Source organism: Bacillus sp. JUb11 (assembly GCF_024807925.1).
Classification (GTDB): Bacteria; Bacillota; Bacilli; order Bacillales; family Bacillaceae; genus Bacillus; species Bacillus altitudinis.
Window position 1 is genome coordinate 120432 of the sequence record NZ_JANUEZ010000001.1, and the last position, 22860, is coordinate 143291.

Here is a 22860-nt window from a genome sequence, read left to right on the forward strand (position 1 = left end):
CCCAATCTCGATCAGGAGAAGGGTGTTTTTCCTATGGTTTATTTTAAAATATCAAACAATTCGTGTAAGTCTTTAATTTCATAATCTGGAGTCACATCTGTTTCATTTTTCTTGCCATGACGATTGATCCAAACGGTTTGGATGCCAGCGCGAGAAGCGCCGAGAATATCTGTTTTTGGATTATCTCCTACCATGATGACGTCATCTTTTGTGAGATTTAACAGCTGAAGGCAGTGCTCAAAGATGCCAGGATCAGGCTTTCCTTTTCCATAATCTCCAGAAATCACAATTTCATTAAAGTAAGGGGCAAGTTCCGGAACACCTGCAAGTTTTTCTTTTTGCAGACTAGGATCTCCATTTGTTAAAAGGAGTAATTCATAGGTGCCCTTCAGGCGCTCTAAAACAGGATACGTTTCTTCATAGACATACGGGCGTTTTCTGCGCTCTGCTGCAAAGAAATCTGCTAAGTATTGACCAAATGCTTCATCGTCAATTCCTGCCTCTTTTAAGCCGTTCGTCCATGCGTTTTTGCGATACTCTGGTGCAAGGGCGTTCAGCTTTTGAAAGCCTTCGCTAATCGGCTCACTAAAATTAGACCACAGTCCTTCAAAAGGATTAATGCCAATCATAACAGTATAATCATATGTTTCATAAGAAGAGTACAGCTTTCTTGCTTCTTCACGCACGATCTGTTCAAACGATTCTGGATCAAGTCCATATTTCTTTTCCGCTTCCCTGCATGTTTCCTGAAAAGTGGTATGAATGCTTTTTTCATCCCAAAGCAAAGTATCATCTAAATCGAAAAATACGGCTTTCATGATCTTCTCCCTTGTTATGTATGTAGTTACCCTCAATTGCATGTGACAGGCTCATGTTCATTTTACAATAGAAGTTTTAGAGTTTAAATAGATTATTTAGTAATAAAAAAAGTGCACAAAAATGTGCACTCTTACATTATTTTGATAAATCAATGGTCTTATACTTACCGCCAGTCCATCCTAGTCCTGATGAGACTTGAAGCGAGAATTTCTTTTCGTTTGGAACTTCAAAAGCAATTTTACCTTTTTTAGATAATTTAGGATTTATTTGTTTTAAGAAGAAACTTGAATCGATATCATTGACATACATGTTATTTGTTGCGAGTGATTTGTATTCTGTACCGTCTTTGCCAATTAACCTAAACATCTCAGTATCTACCGTTCTATCTTTTTTACCTGTATTTATGACCGTTACTTCAACAATCACGAATTTGCCGTCTGTCGTTACATCGCTCATATACTGTTTTTGTAAAGATTTCGCTTCTGTTACGCTGTTTACTTGATAAGTAAAGTCTTCGACTGCTACTTTATCTCCAATTTTATGCGTTTTTTCTTTATTATTTTTCTTTTCGCTACTCGTTACTGCATTTTTAGAACCAGTATTTGGTGTATTATCTTTTTTGTTGCCGCCCCCAGCCATACAAGATACAAAGATAATAATCAAAATGAGAATAATGATACTAAGACACCCAATCTTAAAAAACTTTTTCAAATAAATCCCCTACTTTTCCTTATTTTATTTTTTATTAAATGAATTTGAATACCTCACCAATGATAAGTCTAAAGGATTATAAAATCAATCATTTTTTTGAAAAAATAGATATAATATCCTTTTTTATATGGAATATGATTTATATTTTGGTTTATTTTGTGTATACAACTTGATTTATATCGGTGTGTTAATGAAATATTGAAGGAATTGAAGAGACTTTATTTTCTTTTTAAATAAGTCTTGCCCAAATCGTTTCGTCATGCTAAAATGAAAAAGTTGTTTCAAGAGTTCGGTTACTTGACGGACAAATGAAAATTGTGTAGAATAGTTAACGAATTGAATAGATATCACAAGCAGAAGCACCCGCTTCTCACCTGATTGACACATGTTTGTAGTTGACAGGTTGACCGTACATTTATTTTTTCATGCAAATGTTCGCAGTGTGGGTGTTTTATATGCCCACACTTTTTGTTTGCCTGTAAAACATACAACGAAATGGTCAAAATGAATTGTGAACTCAATTCAAAATCTCATGGAGGTGGCTCACTATTAGCAAAGATCAATTAGTTAATGAAGGTATTCGTGCGCGTGAAGTTCGTTTGATCGGACAAAATGGCGATCAGCTGGGGATTAAAACCCGCCAGGAAGCTCTGGAAATTGCTACGAAAGCCAATCTTGACCTTGTGTTAGTTGCTGCAAATGCAAAACCACCTGTTTGCCGAATCATGGACTACGGTAAGTTCCGATTCGAACAACAGAAGAAGGAAAAAGAGGCACGTAAGAATCAAAAAATCATTAGCTTAAAAGAAGTTCGGTTGAGCCCGACAATCGATGAACATGATTTTAACACGAAGCTCCGTAATGCAATCAAATTCCTTGAAAAGGGAGATAAAGTGAAAGCTTCTATCCGCTTTAAAGGCCGTGCGATTACGCATAAAGAAATCGGACAGCGCGTGTTAGACCGTTTCTCTGAAGCTTGCGCTGAAGTAGCAACAGTAGAAACAAAACCTAAGATGGACGGACGCAGCATGTTCCTCATGCTTGCACCAAAAGTCGAAAAGTAAAAGTAACAGAGGGAGGAAACATCCAATGCCAAAAATGAAAACTCACCGCGGATCTGCTAAACGTTTCAAAAAAACAGGTTCTGGTAAACTTAAACGTTCTCATGCGTACACAAGTCACTTGTTCGCTAACAAATCTACAAAGCAAAAACGTAAATTGCGTAAGAGCGCAATCGTAAGTGCTGGAGATTTCAAACGTATCAAACAACAACTTGCAAACATCAAGTAATCTGGAATAGGAAACATAGGAGGGAATTACAATGCCAAGAGTAAAAGGCGGAACTGTGTCGCGTCAGCGTCGTAAAAAGGTTCTTAAATTAGCAAAAGGTTATTTCGGTTCAAAACATAGATTATATAAAGTAGCAAACCAACAGGTGATGAAATCTGGAAACTACGCTTTCCGTGACCGTCGTCAGAAAAAACGTGACTTCCGTAAACTATGGATCACTCGTATCAATGCTGCAGCTCGTATGAACGGTCTTTCTTACAGCCGTTTAATGCATGGCTTAAAGCTTTCTGGTATCGAAGTAAACCGCAAAATGCTTGCTGATCTTGCTGTGAATGACCTAAACGCATTCAACCAGCTTGCTGATGCTGCAAAAGCACAACTAGACAAGTAAGTCATATAAAAGATCATTCCGCCAAGGAGTGATCTTTTTTTCTCATCATGTGAGGTGAAATCAATGAATATCGCTCTGATCATGCTGCTCATCTTGGTCAATGTCTATGGGTTTTGTCTCATGGGAGAGGATAAACGCCGAGCGAAAGCACACAAATGGAGAATATCAGAAGCGCACTTATGGAGTGTCGCAGTACTTTTTGGTGCTGCTGGGTCATTTCTTGGCATGCAGTATTTCCGTCATAAAACGAAGCATCCTGCCTTTCAAATGGGTATGCCTGCTTTAATTGTTGTCCAATTGGTGATATTGGTCTATCTCAATCTCATCTGAAAAGGGAGCAGACGCCGTTAAGTCGGCGTGTCTGCTCCCTTTTTTTGTTTGATTTTTTTGATGGGCTGATCCCAATCAATTTTTGTTTGAGGATACCGTTCAATGATGTTGTCCTCAAGTTTTTCAAAGTCTTCTAATGTGAATTCATTTAGCTTCTCAGGTGACTCCGTCCAAACGTAAATGGAGTGGACAAACAGAGGATGATCCTTAGAAGGAACATGCTTCTCCCCTTCAAACAAGACACCTTTATAGACGAAATTAAAATTTTTGCGGGCATTTTGCTGTTCGTCCATAAAATAAAAGCCTTCTTTTAATTGTGCTTGTTTCAGCTTTCTTCTCGGGTTTGAGAAGAATTTTACCGCCATGTAGAAAATATAGACAAGCAATGCAACAAGAGCAAGTCTAATGAGGATGACAAACATGACAGGATGCACCTCCAATACCGTTATCTGATGTACTACGAATGAGAAAGCCAAAAGGTTTCAACTTTTTTTAAAAAAATATTTCGATTAACGAAAAAATATTCATAAAAAGATCGTATTGAACGAAAGAGGTTTTGTATAATAAGAATGCACCATGAAGAAAAAGGAGGATACACAGAATGACAAAACTAGATCAAACATTAACTATGCTGAAAGACCTAACGGATGCAAAAGGGATTCCAGGAAATGAACGTGATGTAAAAAAAGTCATGCAGTCATACATAGAAACATATGCGGATGAAGTCTCTACAGACCGCCTTGGCAGCTTAATTGCTAAGAAGGAAGGAAATGCAAATGGGCCTAAAGTGATGCTTGCTGGTCACTTAGATGAAGTAGGATTCATGGTGACAAAAATCGATGACAAAGGCTATATTCGTTTTCAAACGGTCGGTGGCTGGTGGTCTCAAGTTATGCTGGCGCAGCGTGTCACCATTGTGACGAAAAAAGGAGACATTACAGGTGTGATTGGTTCTAAACCGCCACATGTTTTATCACCAGAAGCACGAAAGAAATCAATCGAAATCACAGATATGTTCATTGATATTGGGGCTTCGAGCAAAGAACAGGCAATGGAATGGGGCGTCCTCCCTGGAGATCAAATCGTACCTTACTTTGAGTTTACGGTAATGAATGACGAAAAAATGCTTCTTGCAAAAGCCTGGGACAACCGTATCGGCTGTGCAGTAGCGATTGATGTCATGAAGAATTTAAAGGATACTCAGCATGAAAATATTGCATACAGTGTAGCAACTGTCCAAGAGGAAGTTGGCTTACGCGGAGCTAAAACAGCTGCAGCTACCATCCAGCCTGATATTGGATTTGCTATTGATGTTGGAGTAGCAGGTGATACACCAGGTATTACTGAAAAAGAAGCAACAAGCAAACTTGGCAAAGGACCAACGATTGTCGTATTCGACGCTTCCATGGTTTCTCATAAAGGGCTTCGCGATTTTGTTGTCCAAACTGCAGATGAATTAAACATTCCTTATCAATATGATTCCATGCCAGGTGGAGGAACAGATGCTGGAGGTATTCACTTAACAGGTCATGGTGTTCCATCACTATCCATCGGGATTCCAAGCAGATATATTCATACCCATGCAGCCATGATTCATCGAGATGATTATGAAAATGCGGTGAAGCTTTTAACAGAAGTCATCAAAAGACTTGATCAAAAAACGGTCGAACAAATTACGTACGGTTCTTAATGATAAAACCTTTCCTCAGTATGGGGAAAGGTTTTTTCATTGCGTTGAATTTCCCAGGAAATGAACTTTGGAATGTAAGTTGTGTCAAAAGAACTGTTTTCAGTAAATGAAGTGATATTTTTCTAGTGAGGAAGGCACATGTGATCTATCTTGTATTTATGTAAGATGAAATCAATAAAAAGGACAGAGCCAATTGAGGCTCTGTCAAAAGAGAGTTTATGGAAGTAGGTGAAGCTTATTTTAGATTAAATCAATTATTCCTATTTGTCAACTCGGTTTTAAAAGAAAGAAAAATCACTCAATTTATGTTATATTTGTAACAAATTGTTTATAAAAAGGGGATGATTAAATGAATGCGGTTTCAATTGTGATAGGATCGATGTGTATTTTAGCGATTGCCTATCGCCTCTATGGCACGTTTATGATGGTGAAGGTATTAAAGGTCACAGATGATCATCCTACACCGGCTCATGCACTCGAGGATGGGAAAGATTATGTGCCAACAAACAAATGGGTCACATTTGGGCATCACTTTGCTGCAATTGCCGCTGCTGGTCCATTAGTTGGTCCGATTTTAGCCGCACAATTTGGGTATTTACCTGGTCTCCTTTGGCTCTTAATTGGAGCGGTGATTGGCGGAGCTGTTCATGATCTTGTGGTCTTGTTTGCTTCGATGCGAAAAAAGGGGAAATCACTATCCGAGGTAGCGAAAGAGGAGCTTGGTCCTGTGGCAGGATTTTGCACAGGGCTCGCCATGTTATTTATTATTACAATTACAATGGCAGGACTGTCCATGGTTGTGCTTCATGCTTTAGAACGAAATCCTTGGGGAACCTTTGCAGTTGGTATTACCATTCCAATAGCGATGGGAGTCGGGCTTTATTATAAAAAGACAGGCAATTTAAAGCTGGCGACATCTGCGGGATTCATATTACTGATGTTGGGGGTATTCCTTGGACCGAATATTCAAGGAACAGCACTTGGAGATTTGTTAACACTTGATACAAAAACGCTTGCTCTTGCCCTGCCAATCTATGCGTTCTTTGCTGCGGCCCTGCCGGTTTGGTTGCTTTTGGCACCAAGAGACTATTTAAGCAGTTTTATGAAAATTGGTGTTTTCATCGCGCTGATTGCGGGAATCTTTGTGGTTAATCCAACCATTCAATTTCCGGCGTTTACGGAGTTTGTAAATGGAGGAGGGCCTGTCTTAGCTGGACCTGTATGGCCTTTTATTTCGATTACCATTGCTTGTGGTGCGATTTCTGGTTTTCATGCATTTGTTGGCTCTGGCACAACGCCAAAAATGCTAGATCGTTGGAGTGATATGAAGCCGGTGGCGTTTGGCGCGATGCTCGTAGAATGTTTAGTGGGAATCATGGCGTTAATTGCCGCTACTGCGCTTCATCCGGGAGATTATTTTGCAATTAATAGTACACCTGAAGTGTTCCGTACGCTTGGTATGAGTGTCGAGAATCTTCCTCAACTAAGCAAAGAAATCGGTCTTGACTTAGAAGGAAGAACAGGTGGAGCTGTTACATTAGCTGTAGGGATGGCGTACATCTTTACGGGTATTCCGTTCTTTAGTCATTTGGCCTCTTATTTCTTCCAATTCGTGATTATGTTTGAAGCCGTCTTTATTTTAACGGCGATTGACGCAGGAACCCGTGTCGCGCGATATTTGATCCAAGACTTCTTTGGAGAAGCATATAAACCGCTGAAACGAAATGACTGGGTACCAGGTTCAGTCTTTGCAAGTGCACTTGCTTGTTTTATGTGGGGATACTTGCTTTACTCTGGAGACATTGGGTCCATTTGGGCACTCTTTGGCGTGTCAAACCAATTAATGGCCTCGGTCGGATTAATCATTGGGGCGACGGTTGTATTAAAAATTGCGGATAAAAGACGGTATATGTTGACTTGTTTAATTCCACTTGCTTACTTATATGTGACGGTGAATTATGCGGGTTATTGGATGGTTGCGAATGTCTATCTCAATCCTGAAGCATCTGGCTACAGTGTACTGAATGCCGTGCTTTCGATGATTATGCTGATTTTAGGTTTTGTCATTATCGTGTTCGCTATTAAAAAGTGGATCGAGATTTGGCGCGATCCAGCTCTTCGAATGGAGACGCCAATCACTGGCTAAATGAACAAAGCCGGCTTGCTCAGAGATAAGCAAACCGGCTTCTTTTTATTGCTGATGCTCAGGCTTTAAGCCCTGCTCTAATGTTTCAAGAATTTCATTTTTTTCATCTTCTGATGCCTCTTGCCATAACACCTCAAACAAAACGCCAAGCCCTGGCAGCATTTTTTCCTCGCCACTTTGAATCGCATCTAAAATCGTATGCTCAAGCTGCTCTTGATTATGGCCAGTAATGTTTTGAATCACTGCGCCTCTTAAATTAAAATCCATTGCCCACACTCCTTTTTTGATGGTGATAGCCCTATTCTGTCTCAAAGACAGGTTTATTATGTAGTGTGCTTGAGATATAATAAATTCATGATATTTAAAGGAGTTAAAGTCGCTTGAAATATATAGAATCAGCTAAAAACGCACACATTAAACAATGGAAAAAGCTCCATACAAAAAAAGAACGAACGAAAACAGGGCTGTTCCTTGTTGAAGGAAAACACTTAGTAGAAGAAGCATTAAAAAGCGGGGTTGTGAAAGAGTTAATGGTCGCAACGCTTGATATGCTCCCTGCTGACATCGAGCCTGATATTGAGTTGTATGAATTAAGTGAAGAGGCTTTTACTGCGATGACGGAAACGGAAACACCTCAGCAAATCGCAGCGGTTTGTACAATTCCTGTATTTGAGGAGAAAAAGTATGAACGAATGCTTCTGTTAGATGCAGTACAGGATCCGGGGAATTTAGGCACACTTATTCGGACAGCAGATGCAGCGGGTCTTGATGCTGTGGTCCTAGGGGATGGAACCGTTGATGCGTTTAACGGAAAAACGCTCCGTTCAGCACAAGGGTCTCATTTTCACCTGCCTATCTTCAAACAAACACTCCAACAGACAATTCCAGCATTAAAGGCGCAAGGTATACCCGTATATGGGAGTGCTTTGAAAGATGCGAAAGAGTATAGACACATAGCATCAGAAGGTCCATTTGCGTTAATTGTGGGCAACGAAGGAGCAGGTATTGATCCAGAGATTCTTCAAATGACAGATCAAAATTTATATGTTCCGATGTACGGACAAGCGGAATCATTAAATGTGGCTGTGGCAGCAGCGGTTCTTGTCTATCATTTGCGCGGATAGTGTTGCAACACGTCCTATTTTTCACTATAATGAAACTAATATTTTAAAAACCATGATAGAGGAAGATTGTTTCACGGAGCGTCCTAATAGGGAGAATGCATCGTAGACTGAAAGTGCATTTAAGGAATGCTGAAACAGGAATTCACCTCTGGAGTTGTCACCGGGACCGCAGATTTTGCGTAAAGGTGGACCGGATTCGTTTGATTCCGTTATGTCAATGAAGCTTATTCGCACATATATTTGTGCTTAACAAGGGTGGTACCGCGACCACAACTCGTCCCTTCTTTTTTGGAGGGGCGGGTTTTTTTATTGTCTTCAAACAATCAAACACCCGTTTATTCAGACGGTTTTGTATATTAAAAGGAGGATAACACTCATGCAAGAAACGTTAAAACAGCTTGAAACAGAAGCGATAGCGAAGGTAGAAGCAGCCAGCTCGCTCAAAGAAGTCAATAATATTCGTGTTCAATATTTAGGGAAAAAAGGTCCGATTACAGAAGTGCTGCGCGGAATGGGCAAGCTTTCCGCTGAAGAAAGACCAAAAATGGGCGCACTTGCAAATGAAGTGAGAGAGCAGATTGCTGGTGCCATTGCTGAAAAAAATGAGCAGCTAGAAGCAGAAGAAGTGAAAAAGAAACTGGCTTCTCAAACCATTGATGTCACATTACCAGCAAGTCCGATCAAAATTGGGGCAAGACATCCATTAACGATTGTCGTAGAAGATATTGAAGATTTATTTATCGGCATGGGCTATACCGTTGAAGAGGGCCCAGAGGTGGAAACAGATTACTATAACTTTGAAGCGCTCAATCTTCCAAAAGAACATCCGGCACGTGATATGCAGGACAGCTTCTATATTACTGAAGACACACTCATGAGAACGCAAACATCACCCGTTCAAGCACGTACACTTGAGAAATATAAAGGCCAAGGCCCTGTGAAAATCATCTGCCCTGGTAAGGTATATAGACGTGACAGCGATGATGCCACTCACTCCCATCAATTCATGCAAATTGAAGGACTTGTGGTCGATCACAATATTAGCATGAGTGACCTCAAAGGAACGCTTGAGACAGTCGCAAGAAAAATGTTTGGTGAAGATCGTGAAATTAGACTGCGCCCAAGCTTTTTCCCATTCACAGAACCTTCCGTTGAAGTTGATGTGTCATGCTTTAAATGCGGCGGGAAAGGCTGTTCTGTATGTAAAGGAACAGGCTGGATTGAAATTTTAGGTGCAGGAATGGTACACCCGAATGTATTGAAAATGAGCGGATTTGATCCAGATAGTTATCAAGGCTTTGCTTTTGGAATGGGTGTTGAACGTATTGCCATGCTGAAATACGGCATAGATGACATTCGTCATTTCTACACAAATGATATTAGATTCACGAAGCAATTTAAGCAGGACTAAGAGGAGGAAATCAACATGTTTGTTTCATATAAATGGTTAGAGGACTATGTCGATTTAGAAGGCATTCAGCCGGATGAATTAGCAGAGAAAATCACAAGAAGCGGAATTGAAGTGGAAGCCGTTGAGTATAAAGGCGAAGGCATCAAAGGTGTTGTCGTTGGACACGTCATTGAACGTGAACAGCATCCGAATGCGGATAAATTAAACAAATGTCTTGTTGATATCGGCGAAGACGCACCGGTGCAAATTATATGTGGGGCTCCAAATGTGGATAAAGGACAGCATGTGGCTGTCGCAACGGTTGGTGCAGTCCTTCCTGGAAACTTTAAAATTAAAAAAGCAAAACTGCGCGGTGAAGAGTCTCATGGCATGATTTGTTCTCTGCAAGAATTAGGCGTAGAGAGCAAGCTCGTACCAAAAGAATATGTAGAAGGTATCTTTGTTTTCCCGAATGACGTGAAACCAGGAGATGATGCCCTTCAAGCGCTTCAATTAGATGACGCGGTACTTGAACTTGGCTTAACACCAAACCGTGCCGATGCTCTTAATATGCTAGGAGTGGCTTATGAGGTTGCCGCCATTTTAGGGAGAGACATCAAGCTTCCTGATACAGCGCATGACACTTCTTCTGAAAAAGCAGCAGACTATATTTCTGTTAAAATTGAGGATCAAGAAGCGAATCCACTTTATGCAGCGAAGATCATTAAAAACGTAAAGATTGGACCAGCACCGCTTTGGATGCAAACAAGATTGATGAATGCAGGTATCCGCCCAATTAACAACGTCGTGGATATTACGAATTTTGTCTTACTTGAATACGGTCAACCTCTACATGCCTTTGATTATGACCGGTTTGGTTCAAAGCAGGTGGTCGTACGTAAAGCGGCTGAAAATGAAATGATTCAAACTCTGGATGAACAAGAACGTACATTGTCTTCGAAGCATCTTGTCATTACAAATGGCACAAAAGCGCATGCTGTTGCAGGTGTCATGGGCGGTTTTGAATCAGAGGTGCGTGATGAGACGACAACGATTCTTTTAGAAGCGGCATATTTCAACGGTCAAACCGTCCGTCAAGCATCTAGAGACTTAGGGCTTCGCAGTGAATCAAGCACACGATTTGAAAAAGGGCTCGATCCGCAGCGGACGAAATCAGCAGCCGAAAGAGCAGCGCAATTGATCAGCACCTATGCAGGCGGTGAAGTGCTAAGCGGTACAGTTGAGGAAAACCACCTTGAAACAAGTATGAATGTCATCCACGTATCAACGGAGCGTGTGAACAAGGTGCTTGGCATGAGCATTTCAAAAGAAGATATGATTCAGATTTTCAACAAACTAGGCTTTAATGTGGGTGAATCAAATGATGTGCTTGTCGTAACGGTTCCTTCCCGCAGAATGGATATTACGATTGAAGAGGACCTCATTGAAGAAGTCGCGAGATTATACGGATACGACAATATTCCATCTACACTGCCTGCGACAGCTGGTACCGTTGGCGGTCTCACGCCATACCAAGTGAAGCGCAGAAAGGTGAGACGTTTCTTAGAGGGCGCAGGGCTTTCTCAAGCGATTACGTATTCATTAACGAATCAGCATAAGTCCACAGCCTTTGCTTTAAATCCAGCTTATCAAACAAGACTTTCCCTGCCAATGAGTGAGGAACGCAGTGTGCTGAGACAAAGCCTTCTGCCGAACTTACTTGATTCTGTCGCATATAACTTAGCAAGACAAGCTGATTCTTTTGCCTTTTACGAAACGGGTTCTGTTTTCTTAGCGGAAACGGAAGGCGCAAAACCAGTTGAGAAAGAGCATGTGGCAGGTGCGTTAACAGGTCTTTGGCATAAAAATCTTTGGCAGGGCGAGAAAAAAGCTGTCGATTTTTATGTAGCGAAGGGTATTGCAGAAGGGCTGTTTGAAAAGCTTGGAGTATCAGAAGAGATCACGTATGTTCAAGCAGAGCGTGAGGGCCTTCACCCAGGACGTACAGCCGATGTTCATTTAAATGGAAAAGTGATTGGCTTTGTAGCTGCACTTCATCCAGTAGTGGAAAAAGAATTAGATTTAAAAGAAACGTATGTATTTGAATTTGATTTAACAGATGTGATGACGTCTGAAACAGAGGATATGAAATATACGGCTATTCCGAGATTCCCAGCAGTGACAAGAGACATCGCACTTGTCGTCGATCAGCATATTTCAAGCGGACAGTTGGAGCAAGTCATTTATGAAGCTGGCGGCCAATTGCTCACAGACCTTTCCGTCTTTGATGTGTATGAGGGTGAGCATATGGAAGAAGGCAAAAAGTCTGTTGCATTCTCTCTGCAATATTTAAACCCAGAACAAACGTTGACCGAGGAAGAAGTCACGGCTGTTCATACAAACGTATTGAAAGCATTAGAAGATACGTATCAAGCCGTCTTGCGCGGATAATAAAAAGAGCTATCGCTTTATGCGCGATAGCTCTTTTTTGATTATAACCATTTTTTCGCTTTTTGGGTGTTGGCAAAATGAAGTTTTGTAAATTGGCGTAAAGCCTCTTCGCCGTGCTGTTTCATCAGCTTTGCTGCCGCTTTGTCAACATGCGGACCGGCCCCTTTTGGAATGTCAAAGCCCGCTGCTTTTGATAATTTATCCATTTCAATTAAAAAAGCATACCTTGCAATAATAGAAGCTGCAGCAACCGATAAGTGGATGCCTTCTGCTTTCGTACTAAAATATGTACGCTCCCGAATGATCTTTTTCCCCGCAAGGTGCCTGAAATAAATGCCTGGTTCGGCAAATTGGTCAATGAGAATGGCTTCTGGTTTCTTGCCATCCAGTTTTTCTAGCACGGAGGTGATGACTTGGTTATGAAGCAGTGCCTTCATTTTCCCTTGGCTCATGCCCTTTTCTTGCATCGCATTGTATTTTTCATTCCGAAGCACGAGAAGGCTGAACGGGATGGTTTTGATCAAGTCTTTGGCAATGTTGATAATCTGCGGATCTTTTAGTCCTTTTGAGTCTTTCACCCCGAGCTCTTTCATGAGAGCAAGCTGACTGGAATCAACATAAGCCGCACAGACCGTAATGGGTCCAAAATAATCGCCAGTACCGACCTCATCTGAGCCAATAACCGACATGGAAGCAATGCCGGGTGGTGGGCTGTACTGTGTGATGGATGGTGTTTTTTTGCTTTTTGTTTCAGCTGCTTGTAAATGGTTGAACTGACTCGCTTCAGCTTCTGCCTTTTGTCCTTGGAACAGTACTTTTCCAGATTTGTAGGCTGTAATCGTACAGCCGGGAACCTTTGCTTGAAAAAGAGCGCCTGGCGGCAAAATGTCAGTTAAATGCTGAGCGTACACGCTCTTCATTTTTTTCATGTCTTCTGATGTTGCTTTTAAGACGGATTGGGGCACAGTGGATAACTCCTTTTTACCTTGATATCATTGATTTCTAAAGTGTACCATAACAGGGAAGGGCTCGTCTTTCCATTCAATGTCTAAACATGTTATGATAGAGACTAGGATTCTCGTGGAATGGAGGAGAAACGTTGTCTGACGGCGGTAAAACGAAAACAACAGTTGAGATTTACGGACAGTCCTATACGATCATCGGCCAAGAAACGAAGATGCATATGCGACATGTTGCTTCAATTGTTGATGATAAAATGAGAGAAATCAATGAAAAAAATCCATACCTTGATATAAACAAATTAGCTGTACTGACAGCAGTCAATGTCGTCCACGACTACTTGAAATTAAAAGAGCAATACGAAAAACTAGAGCTTCATCTAAAAGAAAAGGAATGAAATTACCGTGATCGATATCATCATTTTGTTTTTGCTTCTTATGGGAACGCTTGTCGGTCTAAAACGCGGGTTTATTCTTCAATTTATTAAATTGATTAGCTTTGTTGTTTCTATTTTAGTGGCTTCTATGTTTTATCAGTCACTTGCACCACAGCTTACGTGGATTCCAGCACCTAATTTTAGCGGCGGTCAAGCGCAGCTCGCTTTCTTTAGTGGGAATCTAGAAACAGCTTATTATAATACCATTGCGTTTATCATTCTGTTTATCTTGACCAAAATCCTGCTCGCTATCATCGGCGGATTGCTCACAACCATTGCAAGTATCCCTGTGATTAAACAGGTCAACAAACTGCTTGGCGCTGTTTTAGGATTTCTTGAAACCTATCTATTTGTGTTTATTCTATTGTTTGTGGCTGCATTACTTCCAGTCGATGCGCTTCAAGCCATGATGAGCAAATCAATGTTAGCAGATGTGATCGTAAATAGCACCCCTTACCTGTCCGGTCTTGTCAAAGACCTCTGGTCGACGTATGGAGTTTAAGAACTTCTCCTTTCTTGGAGAAGTTTTTTCTCATTCCATGACAGAAAGTTGTAGGATGAAGGGAAAGTTTGTATATTTATATAGGAAGATGCCAAAGCGGCTGGAGGATGAGAGATGAATAAAAAAGATATAATCAAACTTCTTGAAACAATTGCAGTTTATATGGAGCTAAAAGGAGATAATCCTTTTAAAATTTCTGCCTTTCGTAAAGCAGCTGCGGCACTGGAACAAGATGACCGCAGTCTTTCTCAAATAGATGACCTATTAGCATTACCCGGCATTGGAAAAGGAACCTTTGCTGTGATCACAGAGTATATCGAAAAAGGACAGTCTGAAACACTCGAACAATTAAAAAAAGAAGTGCCTGAAGGACTTGTCCCGCTCTTAAAATTGCAAGGACTCGGCGGGAAGAAGATTGCTAAGCTCTACCAAGAGCTTGGTGTTCACGATGCACAGTCTTTAAAAGAAGCATGTGAAGCGGAAAAAGTACAAACGCTTGCTGGGTTTGGCAAAAAAACAGAAGAAAAGATTCTTGCCGCTCTTGAGGAGGCAGGGAAGCAGCCAGAACGACTGCCAATTGGTTTTGCATTAGATGTGGCAGAGCGAATTGATGATGCGCTGGAACAAATGGAGGGAATCATCCGCTTTTCAAGAGCGGGCAGTTTAAGACGTGCGCGTGAAACGGTCAAAGATTTAGATTACATCATTGCGACTGATAATCCTGAACAAGTGAGAGAACAACTTGTTGCTCTTGATGATGTCAAAGATGTCATTGCGAGCGGTGATACGAAGGTATCTGTCATGCTTGCACTTGATTTTGAAATCAGTGTAGATTTCCGGCTTGTGACAACAGACCAATTTGCAACAACGCTGCACCATTTCACTGGCTCAAAAGATCATAACATTCGTATGCGCCAGCTTGCGAAGGAACGCGGTGAGCGTATTAGTGAATATGGGGTTGAAACGATCGAAACTGGGGATGTGAAAACATTTGAAGACGAAAGCGCTTTTTATGCACATTTCCAACTTCCGCTCATTCCGCCAGAAATTCGTGAAACCGGAGCAGAGATTGATTCGTATAAAGAAAGTATGCAATTTGTAGACCGAAAAGATATCAAAGGCGACCTTCATATGCACTCGACATGGAGTGATGGCGCTTTTTCTATTCGCGAAATGGCAGAGGCATGTATCGCAAAAGGCTATGAATACATGGCGATCACAGACCACTCACAATATTTAAAAGTAGCAAACGGTTTAACAAAAGAACGTTTGCGTTTGCAAGCAAAAGAAATTGACAAGCTGAATCAAGAATTCGAGCATTTTCACATTTTCAAAGGGGTCGAAATGGATATTCTGCCGGATGGATCGTTAGATTATGATGATGACTTTCTAGCAGACATGGATTTTGTCATTGCGTCTATTCATTCTAGCTTCTCTCAGCCGGAGGAAGTCATTATGGAGCGCCTAGAAAATGCCTTGAATAATCAGCATGTGGATTTAATTGCCCATCCAACTGGCCGTTTGATCGGTAGACGAGACGGCTATGCCTTAAATATTGATCAGCTCATAGAGCTTGCGAAAAAAACGGGCACTGCACTGGAACTCAACAGCAACCCGTCAAGACTTGATTTAAAAACAGAGCATTTAATGAAAGCAAACGAAGCGGGTGTGAACATCATGATCAATACAGATGCACACAACATCGCTATGCTCGATCATATGGACGTCGGTGTCACAGCTGCAAGAAAAGGATGGACACCAAAAGCAAATGTCGTGAATACATTTTCACTCAATGAGATGAAAAAGTTTTTAACGCGTGACAGGTAGTCGTTAGGAGGCTGGACCATGCTGCAACAAAAAGTGTTAGCATCATTAGAATTTCATAAAGTAAAAGAAAAAGTCATGTCCTATACTGCTTCGACTTTAGGGAAAGAAAAAGCGCAGGACTTAATACCACTCACAGATATCGAGAGCATTCAGCATCTGCTAGAAGAGGTAGCAGAAGCGCAAGATGTGATTCGTTTAAAAGGATCTGCGCCATTTGGCGGGTTAACGGATATTAGACGAGGAGTCAAACGAGCAGAAATAGGCAGTATATTAAGCCCTTCTGAGCTGATGGAAATTGCGGCGCTGTTATATACCACAAAAAACATGAAGCACTTTCTCGCCTCTACGTATGAGGACGGAGTAGAGATACCCCGTCTTCATACATATGCAGAATCGCTGATTTTACTGCCAGACGTGAGAAAAGAAATCGAAAGCTGTATTGGTGATAATGGAGAAGTGCTTGATCACGCAACGCCAGCCCTCCGCACCATACGAACGCAGTTACGATCACTAGAATCAAAAGTACGAGATAAATTAGAATCAATGATTCGTTCACAATCTGCCTCGAAAATGCTGTCAGACACCATTGTGACGATTCGTAATGATCGGTTTGTCATTCCCGTAAAACAAGAGTACCGCTCGAATTATGGAGGGATTGTTCACGATCAATCTTCTTCAGGCGCAACTCTTTTTATTGAGCCGCAGGTGGTCGTAGATTTAAATAACACCTTGCAGCAAACTCGCCTAAAAGAAAAGCAAGAGATTGAAAAGATTTTGCAAATGCTGACAGCGAGTGTGTCAGAGCACATTGATGAATTGCTTCATAATGTGAATGAACTTCAGACATTAGATTTTATTTTCGCCAAAGCCAAATATGCAAAAGCAGAAAAAGCCACAAAACCTACTGTGAATAACCAAGGGGAGATTTATTTAAAACGGGCAAGACATCCCCTATTGCCCCGAGATCAGGTTGTGGCAAATGATATTGAGCTGGGCAAAGATTTTTCTACGATCGTCATCACAGGTCCAAATACAGGCGGTAAGACCGTCACTTTAAAAACACTCGGACTTCTTACGCTGATGACGCAGGCAGGTCTTCATATTCCAGTCGAAGAAGGATCAGAAGTGGCTGTATTCGATCAAGTCTTTGCTGATATTGGAGACGAGCAGTCTATTGAACAGAGCTTGAGTACATTCTCATCTCATATGGTCAATATTGTGGATATCTTAAAGCATTTGACGTCTAATTCACTTGTGTTATTTGATGAATTAGGTGCGGGGACAGATCCTGCTGAAGGTGCAGCACTTGCGATGAGCATCTTAGATGAAGTTCATCAAACAAATGCGCGCGTCATCGCAACGACTCACTATCCTGAGCTGAAGGCATACGGATATAACCGAGAAGGCGTCACAAATGCGAGTGTAGAGTTTGATATTGAAACCTTATCCCCTACATATCGCTTGCTCATCGGGGTGCCGGGACGAAGTAATGCATTTGAAATTTCCAAGCGTCTAGGACTGCCTCATCATTTAATTGATCGTGCAAAAGCAGATATGCACGCGGAACATAATGAAGTCGATCAGATGATTGCTTCATTAGAAGACAGCAAAAAACAAGCAGAAGAAGAACTGCATGAGACGGAATTCTATAGAAAAGAAGCAGAGAAGCTCCATAAAGAATTGCAAAAACAAATCCTTGAATGGAATGAACAAAAGGACAAACTGCTTGAAGAAGCCGAACAAAAAGCGGCAGAAAAAATTGAACAAGCAACAAAAGAAGCAGAAGAGATTATTCAGGAGCTTCGGTCCATTAAAAGTGAGCATCGTTCATTCAAAGAACATGAACTCATTGATGCGAGAAAGCGTCTTGAAGAAGCTGTCCCTGAGTTTGACCGTAAGAAAAAACCAGAGCCGGTGAAAAAAGCAGCAAGACAGCTAAAGCCAGGCGATGAAGTCAAAGTGCTGACGTTTGGCCAAAAAGGAACGCTCATCGAACAAACGGGTAACAAAGAATGGAGTGTCCAAATGGGCATTCTAAAAATGAAAGTAAAAGAAAAAGATATGGAATTTATCAAATCAGCACCGGAATTTAAACAAGAGAAAGCCATCACGGCGGTCAAAGGAAAAGACTATCATGTATCACTTGAGCTTGATTTAAGAGGAGAGCGTTATGAGAATGCCTTAAGCAGAGTCGAGAAATACTTAGATGATGCCGTCTTAGCTGGCTATCCGCGTGTGTCGATCATTCACGGTAAAGGCACTGGCGCCTTGAGAAAAGGGGTCCAGGAATTATTAAAACAGCACCGTAGTGTAAAAAATGCTCGTTTTGGAGAACAAGGCGAGGGAGGATCAGGCGTCACCATCGTCGAATTAAAGTAAAAAGGAGAAAACGCATGAAAGCCTTTTGGGAAAATGAACTTGTGGAAATTGCCGCCTATTACAGCGTGGCTGTCCTATGTCTTGTCTTATTTCTTACCATATTTGAACTCGTGACCTCCTATAAAAACTGGGAAGAGATTCAGCGGGGGAACTTAGCTGTTGCTATGGCAACCGGCGGGAAGATTTTTGGGATTGCTAATGTCTTTCAGCATTCCATCGCCCAGCACAACTCGCTTCTTCAAATGGTCGGATGGGGCGTATACGGCTTTGTGATGCTACTCGTCAGCTATTTCATTTTTGAATTTTTAACACCACGATTTAAAGTAGACAAAGAGATTGAGAATGATAATAGAGCGGTCGGGTTTATTTCACTCATTATTTCTGTTGGGCTGTCTTATGTAGTAGCAGCCGGCATTTAAGGAGACGACATGGAAAAACTAGCCAAAGTATTAATTGTAGTTGCCTGCACTTTTGCGGTTATTGGTGCCGTTTACATGTTCCTGTAAAATGAAGAATACATTCTAGAAAGCTGTCAGGGAAAATCTTGACAGCTTTTCACTCATCAAAGGCGGCGAATCAGAATGAATCAAATCTTGCAAAAAGACGAACTCATAAAGCGCATTGACAGTTGTCTCAAAAAGACATCTCTTCCCCAAGACATATATGAACCGTATATTGCACGTCCTTTTCAAACGACTGGTTTTTTTGATGATTTGAGCCCCTATATTGAAATTGATCCAGCCGGCTATATTCTTATTCAATATGAACGAGGGATTAAAGTGCTTCATAAAAGAACAAAAGAGGCGGATGAAGTCATTTATTGGATTTTAGAAGACACCATCTTTCTAACTGTGTATCTAGACATGATGAGACAATATCAAGTGGACAACATCCACACACATTTACCTAATGACCCTAGTATCCATAAACAGATTGTGGAGAGAGTCCATGAGTCATTTCGTGCGATCGGTGGATTATACGAAAAGTGGCATCATGAAGGGAAAAGAGCCTCTATAGAAACACCGGCGAAAAAATGAAGATGTGTCATGGAACGAGCTCGATTTGAAAAAAGCAAACAGCCATAAGGAAAAGTTTGCTATAATAAAATAGTACGAAAGTTCAGGAAGGAGGGTTTTTATGCAGTCAGATAAACGTTGGCTTCTGCATTACCCGAATCAAATTCCCCACGAACTCACCATCCCAAATGAAACGTTGCAATCTTACTTATTCAGCTCCGCAGAGGCAGCACCTGAGCATACAGCCATTCATTTTTTAGGAAAAAACATCACCTACCAGCAGTTACAAGAAGATGCACTGAAATTAGCCAGTCACTTGATTGACATCGGTGTCAAAAAAGGCGACAGAGTAGCGATTATGCTGCCAAACTGCCCGCAATCGGTGATTTCTTATTATGCGGTTTTAATAGCAGGCGGCATTGTCGTTCAAACCAATCCGCTTTATACGGAGAAAGAACTGGAATATCAAATGGAGGACAGTGGCTCTAAGGTGCTGATCACTCTCGATCTACTGTATCCAAAGGCCTATAAAATGAAAGCGCTGACAAGTATGGAACATTTGATCATCACAAAATTACAAGATTACTTGCCATTTCCGAAAAACATATTGTTTCCGATTGTCCAGCGAAGGAAAAACAACATGGTCATCCAAGTGGAGAAGAGTGAGACCATTCATCATTTCTCACAGATCATGAAAGAATCGTCAGGAGAACGGATTCCGCAAATACCCTTTCAACCGAAAGAGGATGTCGCAGTTTTGCAATATACAGGCGGAACGACCGGTTTACCAAAAGGAGTCATGCTCACACACGAAAATATAGTAGCCAATACAGAAATGTGTGCATCCTGGATGTATAAAACGAACCGCGGAAAAGAGAGGATTCTTGGGATTATTCCGTTCTTTCATGTATACGGCATGACGACCGTGCTAAACCTTGCAGTCAAAGAAGGTCATCAAATGATTCTTCTTCCGCGTTTTGATGCAGCGGATGCCTTGAAGACCATTGAAAAACAGAAACCGACGCTGTTCCCAGGAGCACCAACGATGTATATTGCCCTGCTTCATCATCCGAATATTGAAAAGTATGACCTATCATCCATCACCGCATGCTTAAGCGGATCGGCCGCTCTTCCTGTTGAAGTCAAACAGAGTTTTGAAAAACTAACAGGAGGAAGGCTGGTGGAGGGGTATGGACTTTCAGAAACTTCTCCTGTCACTCATGCCAATTTCTTATGGGGAGCGAACAAAATAGGAAGTATCGGGTGCCCTTGGCCGAATACAGATGCCGGTATTTATTGTGAAGAAACGGGTGGACTCAAAGCGCCATATGAGCACGGAGAGATTATCGTCAAAGGTCCTCAAATCATGAAAGGATACTGGAATCAGCCGGAGGAGACAGCGGCAGTGTTAAGAGACGGCTGGTTTTTCACAGGAGACATTGGGTATATGGATGAGGATGGTTTTTTCTATATCGTAGACCGGAAAAAGGATGTCATCATCGCGAGCGGCTATAATATTTACCCAAGAGAGGTTGAAGAAGCCCTTTATGAGCATGAGCTTGTACAAGAAGTGGTTGTGGCGGGTATTCCAGATCCGTATAGAGGGGAAACAGTAAAAGCCTTTGTTGTCCCGAAAAAGGATGCCTATGTAACAGAGGATGAACTGGATCGTTTTGTTAGAACAAGAATTGCCTCATTTAAAGTGCCGCGTGTCTACGAATTTAAGGAATCACTGCCTAAAACGGCTGTAGGGAAAATCTTGCGCAGAGTGTTAATTGAGGAAGAAAAAAGAAAGCAATCATCTTCAAAAGAAGAACCAGTCGATCGATGAGAGAATGAACCAGCATCATCCGGTCAAGCGGCCGGATGATTTGAATTGTAGGTGTCTGCTCTGGTATGCTAAAGGTTGAAAAGAAAGAAGAACATCACTTGACAAATCACTCGTTTCTTTTTAACATAAAGTTATGAATGAATGCTCATTCAATTTAGAAAGGGACGAAGCACATTGAAGCAGAAAAGACCGAAGTACATGCAAATTATTGATGCAGCCGTTGTGGTGATTGCAGAGAACGGCTACCATCAATCACAAGTTTCAAAGATTGCCAAACAAGCAGGGGTAGCAGACGGAACCATTTATCTCTATTTCAAAAACAAAGAGGACATTTTGATCTCGTTGTTCAAAGAAAAAATGGGACAATTCATCGAACGGATGGAAACAGATATTCAAAAGAAACCGTCTGCCAAAGAAAAGCTTCTTCTCCTCATTCGAGAACACTTTCGCCTGCTATCGCAAGACCATCATTTGGCCCTTGTGACACAGCTTGAACTCAGGCAGTCAAACCTTGAACTGCGCCAAAAAATCAATGAGGTGCTGAAAGGGTATTTAAATATGCTAGACTCCATTTTAACCGAAGGAAAGAAGACAGGAGAATTTAGACAAAATCTAGATGTCCGCTTAGCGAGACAAATGGTATTTGGGACGATTGACGAAACCGCTACAACATGGGTCATGAATGATCAAAAGTATGACCTGCCTGCACTCGCAGAAAGTGTACATGATCTTCTCTTAAACGGAATACATCAATCTTAAAGACAATTGAAAAAGGATGATTGACATGGAAAAAATACTTAGCTTACACCAAGACGAACAGACAGCACTCATCACGATTCAACACCCACCTGCAAATGCCTTATCCTCTCAGCTTCTCACTGAACTCAACGACATGTTTGATCAGCTTGAACAAAACAGTGAAGTGAGAGCTATTGTCATTCATGGAGAAGGTAGATTTTTCTCAGCAGGTGCTGATATTAAAGAATTTACGACCTTGCAGGAAGAATCTGATTATGCCAGCCTTGCAGACAGAGGACAGCAAGTGTTTGAACGAATTGAACAATGTCCAAAGCCGGTGATTGCTTCCATTCACGGGGCAGCATTAGGCGGCGGGCTTGAGTTGGCGATGTCATGTGATATTCGAATCGCAACAAAAGATGCAAAGCTGGGACTGCCGGAATTAAATCTCGGTATTATCCCAGGATTCGGCGGAACGCAGCGCCTGCCTCGCTATGTTGGATCAGCTAAAGCACTTGAAATGATGGGAACAGCTGAGCCGATTACAGGGGAAGAAGCATTTGCTTGCGGACTTGTTTCAAAACTTGCGGAAACAGAAGAAGAAGCGCTGGAAACAGCCAAAACATTGGCGGCGAAATTTGCAGCGAAAAGCCCTAAAACGCTTGAGTATGTGCTTGAGTTATTGAATGCGACAAAAGTGTACTCATATGATGGCGGAATGAAGCTGGAAGCCAAAAAGTTTGCTGAGGTGTTCCAGTCGAATGATGCCAAAGAAGGCATCCAGGCTTTTATCGAAAAGCGCAAACCGAATTTTAAAGGGGAATAAGGG

The 22860-nt window shown here is 41.5% G+C and carries 23 protein-coding genes and 1 other annotated feature; of the genes, 18 read left to right on the forward strand and 5 right to left on the reverse strand.

The features are described 5' to 3' along the window. Positions 1-38: 38 nt before the first annotated feature. Positions 39-818: an HAD family hydrolase gene (locus tag M2369_RS00580; RefSeq protein ID WP_024718651.1), complete on the reverse strand. Its 780-nt coding sequence runs from the start codon at positions 816-818 to the stop codon at positions 39-41. Between the two features lie 136 nt (positions 819-954). Then, complete coding sequence (locus M2369_RS00585) at positions 955-1530, reverse strand: DUF4352 domain-containing protein (protein ID WP_259253270.1); 576 nt, start codon at positions 1528-1530, stop codon at positions 955-957. 345 nt (positions 1531-1875) lie between these two features. After that, positions 1876-2007: a sequence feature (ribosomal protein L20 leader region), on the forward strand. 71 nt (positions 2008-2078) lie between these two features. Here M2369_RS00585 and infC point away from each other — a divergent pair. From infC to M2369_RS00605, 4 genes are all read left to right on the forward strand, one after another. Continuing rightward, entirely contained in the window at positions 2079-2594 is a 516-nt protein-coding gene (gene infC / locus M2369_RS00590; protein WP_024718649.1) for a translation initiation factor IF-3, read from the forward strand. 25 nt (positions 2595-2619) lie between these two features. After that, positions 2620-2820, forward strand: a complete 201-nt coding sequence (gene rpmI / locus M2369_RS00595; RefSeq protein WP_003216324.1) for a 50S ribosomal protein L35 — start codon at positions 2620-2622, stop codon at positions 2818-2820. Positions 2821-2851: 31 nt separating this feature from the next. Further along, positions 2852-3211, forward strand: a complete 360-nt coding sequence (gene rplT / locus M2369_RS00600; RefSeq protein WP_007501659.1) for a 50S ribosomal protein L20 — start codon at positions 2852-2854, stop codon at positions 3209-3211. Between the two features lie 63 nt (positions 3212-3274). Further along, positions 3275-3541, forward strand: coding sequence for a DUF1294 domain-containing protein (locus M2369_RS00605; RefSeq protein WP_110487339.1), 267 nt, complete (start codon positions 3275-3277; stop codon positions 3539-3541). 17 nt (positions 3542-3558) lie between these two features. Here the strand turns inward: M2369_RS00605 and M2369_RS00610 are convergent, their stop codons facing one another. Continuing rightward, the gene (locus M2369_RS00610) at positions 3559-3963 is read right to left on the reverse strand and encodes a hypothetical protein (protein ID WP_046527305.1); all 405 of its coding nucleotides are present in this window, start codon (positions 3961-3963) and stop codon (positions 3559-3561) included. A gap of 179 nt (positions 3964-4142) precedes the next feature. Here M2369_RS00610 and M2369_RS00615 point away from each other — a divergent pair, with 179 nt between their 5' ends. Next, on the forward strand, positions 4143-5231 hold the full coding sequence (locus M2369_RS00615; protein ID WP_017358255.1) for a M42 family metallopeptidase: 1089 nt from the start codon (positions 4143-4145) through the stop codon (positions 5229-5231). Between the two features lie 349 nt (positions 5232-5580). Next, positions 5581-7377, forward strand: a complete 1797-nt coding sequence (gene cstA / locus M2369_RS00620; protein WP_039168858.1) for a carbon starvation protein CstA — start codon at positions 5581-5583, stop codon at positions 7375-7377. A gap of 45 nt (positions 7378-7422) precedes the next feature. Here the strand turns inward: cstA and sspI are convergent, their stop codons facing one another. Beyond that, positions 7423-7644, reverse strand: coding sequence for a small acid-soluble spore protein SspI (gene sspI, locus M2369_RS00625; RefSeq protein ID WP_008346010.1), 222 nt, complete (start codon positions 7642-7644; stop codon positions 7423-7425). Between the two features lie 113 nt (positions 7645-7757). Here sspI and M2369_RS00630 point away from each other — a divergent pair, with 113 nt between their 5' ends. From M2369_RS00630 to pheT, 3 genes are all read left to right on the forward strand, one after another. Next, complete coding sequence (locus M2369_RS00630) at positions 7758-8501, forward strand: TrmH family RNA methyltransferase (protein WP_259253271.1); 744 nt, start codon at positions 7758-7760, stop codon at positions 8499-8501. Positions 8502-8877: 376 nt separating this feature from the next. Further along, the gene (pheS, locus tag M2369_RS00635) at positions 8878-9912 is read left to right on the forward strand and encodes a phenylalanine--tRNA ligase subunit alpha (RefSeq protein WP_096881720.1); all 1035 of its coding nucleotides are present in this window, start codon (positions 8878-8880) and stop codon (positions 9910-9912) included. Positions 9913-9927: 15 nt separating this feature from the next. Continuing rightward, entirely contained in the window at positions 9928-12342 is a 2415-nt protein-coding gene (gene pheT, locus M2369_RS00640) for a phenylalanine--tRNA ligase subunit beta (RefSeq protein WP_259253272.1), read from the forward strand. Between the two features lie 41 nt (positions 12343-12383). Here pheT and rnhC read toward each other — a convergent pair whose 3' ends face one another. Further along, positions 12384-13307 (reverse strand): ribonuclease HIII, encoded by a 924-nt coding sequence (gene rnhC / locus M2369_RS00645; protein WP_138278842.1) that lies wholly within the window; start codon positions 13305-13307, stop codon positions 12384-12386. Positions 13308-13441: 134 nt separating this feature from the next. Between rnhC and zapA the strand changes: the two genes are divergently transcribed. The 9 genes from zapA to M2369_RS00690 all read left to right on the forward strand — a co-directional run bounded on the left by zapA (position 13442) and on the right by M2369_RS00690 (position 22857). Beyond that, positions 13442-13699 carry a cell division protein ZapA gene (gene zapA / locus M2369_RS00650; protein WP_008345998.1) on the forward strand — a complete coding sequence of 86 codons (258 nt, stop codon included), beginning with the start codon at positions 13442-13444 and terminating at the stop codon, positions 13697-13699. 7 nt (positions 13700-13706) lie between these two features. After that, a complete protein-coding gene (locus M2369_RS00655; protein ID WP_039166871.1) occupies positions 13707-14240 on the forward strand; it encodes a CvpA family protein in 534 nt (177 codons plus the stop codon). Positions 14241-14354: 114 nt separating this feature from the next. Further along, positions 14355-16067: a DNA polymerase/3'-5' exonuclease PolX gene (polX, locus tag M2369_RS00660; protein WP_256688571.1), complete on the forward strand. Its 1713-nt coding sequence runs from the start codon at positions 14355-14357 to the stop codon at positions 16065-16067. Between the two features lie 21 nt (positions 16068-16088). Further along, the gene (locus M2369_RS00665) at positions 16089-18446 is read left to right on the forward strand and encodes an endonuclease MutS2 (protein WP_259253380.1); all 2358 of its coding nucleotides are present in this window, start codon (positions 16089-16091) and stop codon (positions 18444-18446) included. A gap of 14 nt (positions 18447-18460) precedes the next feature. Then, entirely contained in the window at positions 18461-18865 is a 405-nt protein-coding gene (locus tag M2369_RS00670; protein ID WP_007501637.1) for a DUF350 domain-containing protein, read from the forward strand. Positions 18866-19027: 162 nt separating this feature from the next. Beyond that, complete coding sequence (locus tag M2369_RS00675) at positions 19028-19483, forward strand: Imm63 family immunity protein (RefSeq protein WP_046344177.1); 456 nt, start codon at positions 19028-19030, stop codon at positions 19481-19483. Between the two features lie 100 nt (positions 19484-19583). After that, positions 19584-21293, forward strand: coding sequence for an AMP-binding protein (locus M2369_RS00680; RefSeq protein ID WP_259253273.1), 1710 nt, complete (start codon positions 19584-19586; stop codon positions 21291-21293). A 174-nt stretch (positions 21294-21467) separates the two neighbouring features. After that, positions 21468-22052, forward strand: coding sequence for a fatty acid metabolism transcriptional regulator FadR (locus M2369_RS00685; RefSeq protein ID WP_017358246.1), 585 nt, complete (start codon positions 21468-21470; stop codon positions 22050-22052). 25 nt (positions 22053-22077) lie between these two features. After that, a complete protein-coding gene (locus tag M2369_RS00690) occupies positions 22078-22857 on the forward strand; it encodes an enoyl-CoA hydratase (RefSeq protein ID WP_017358245.1) in 780 nt (259 codons plus the stop codon). The last annotated feature ends 3 nt before the right edge of the window (positions 22858-22860 follow it).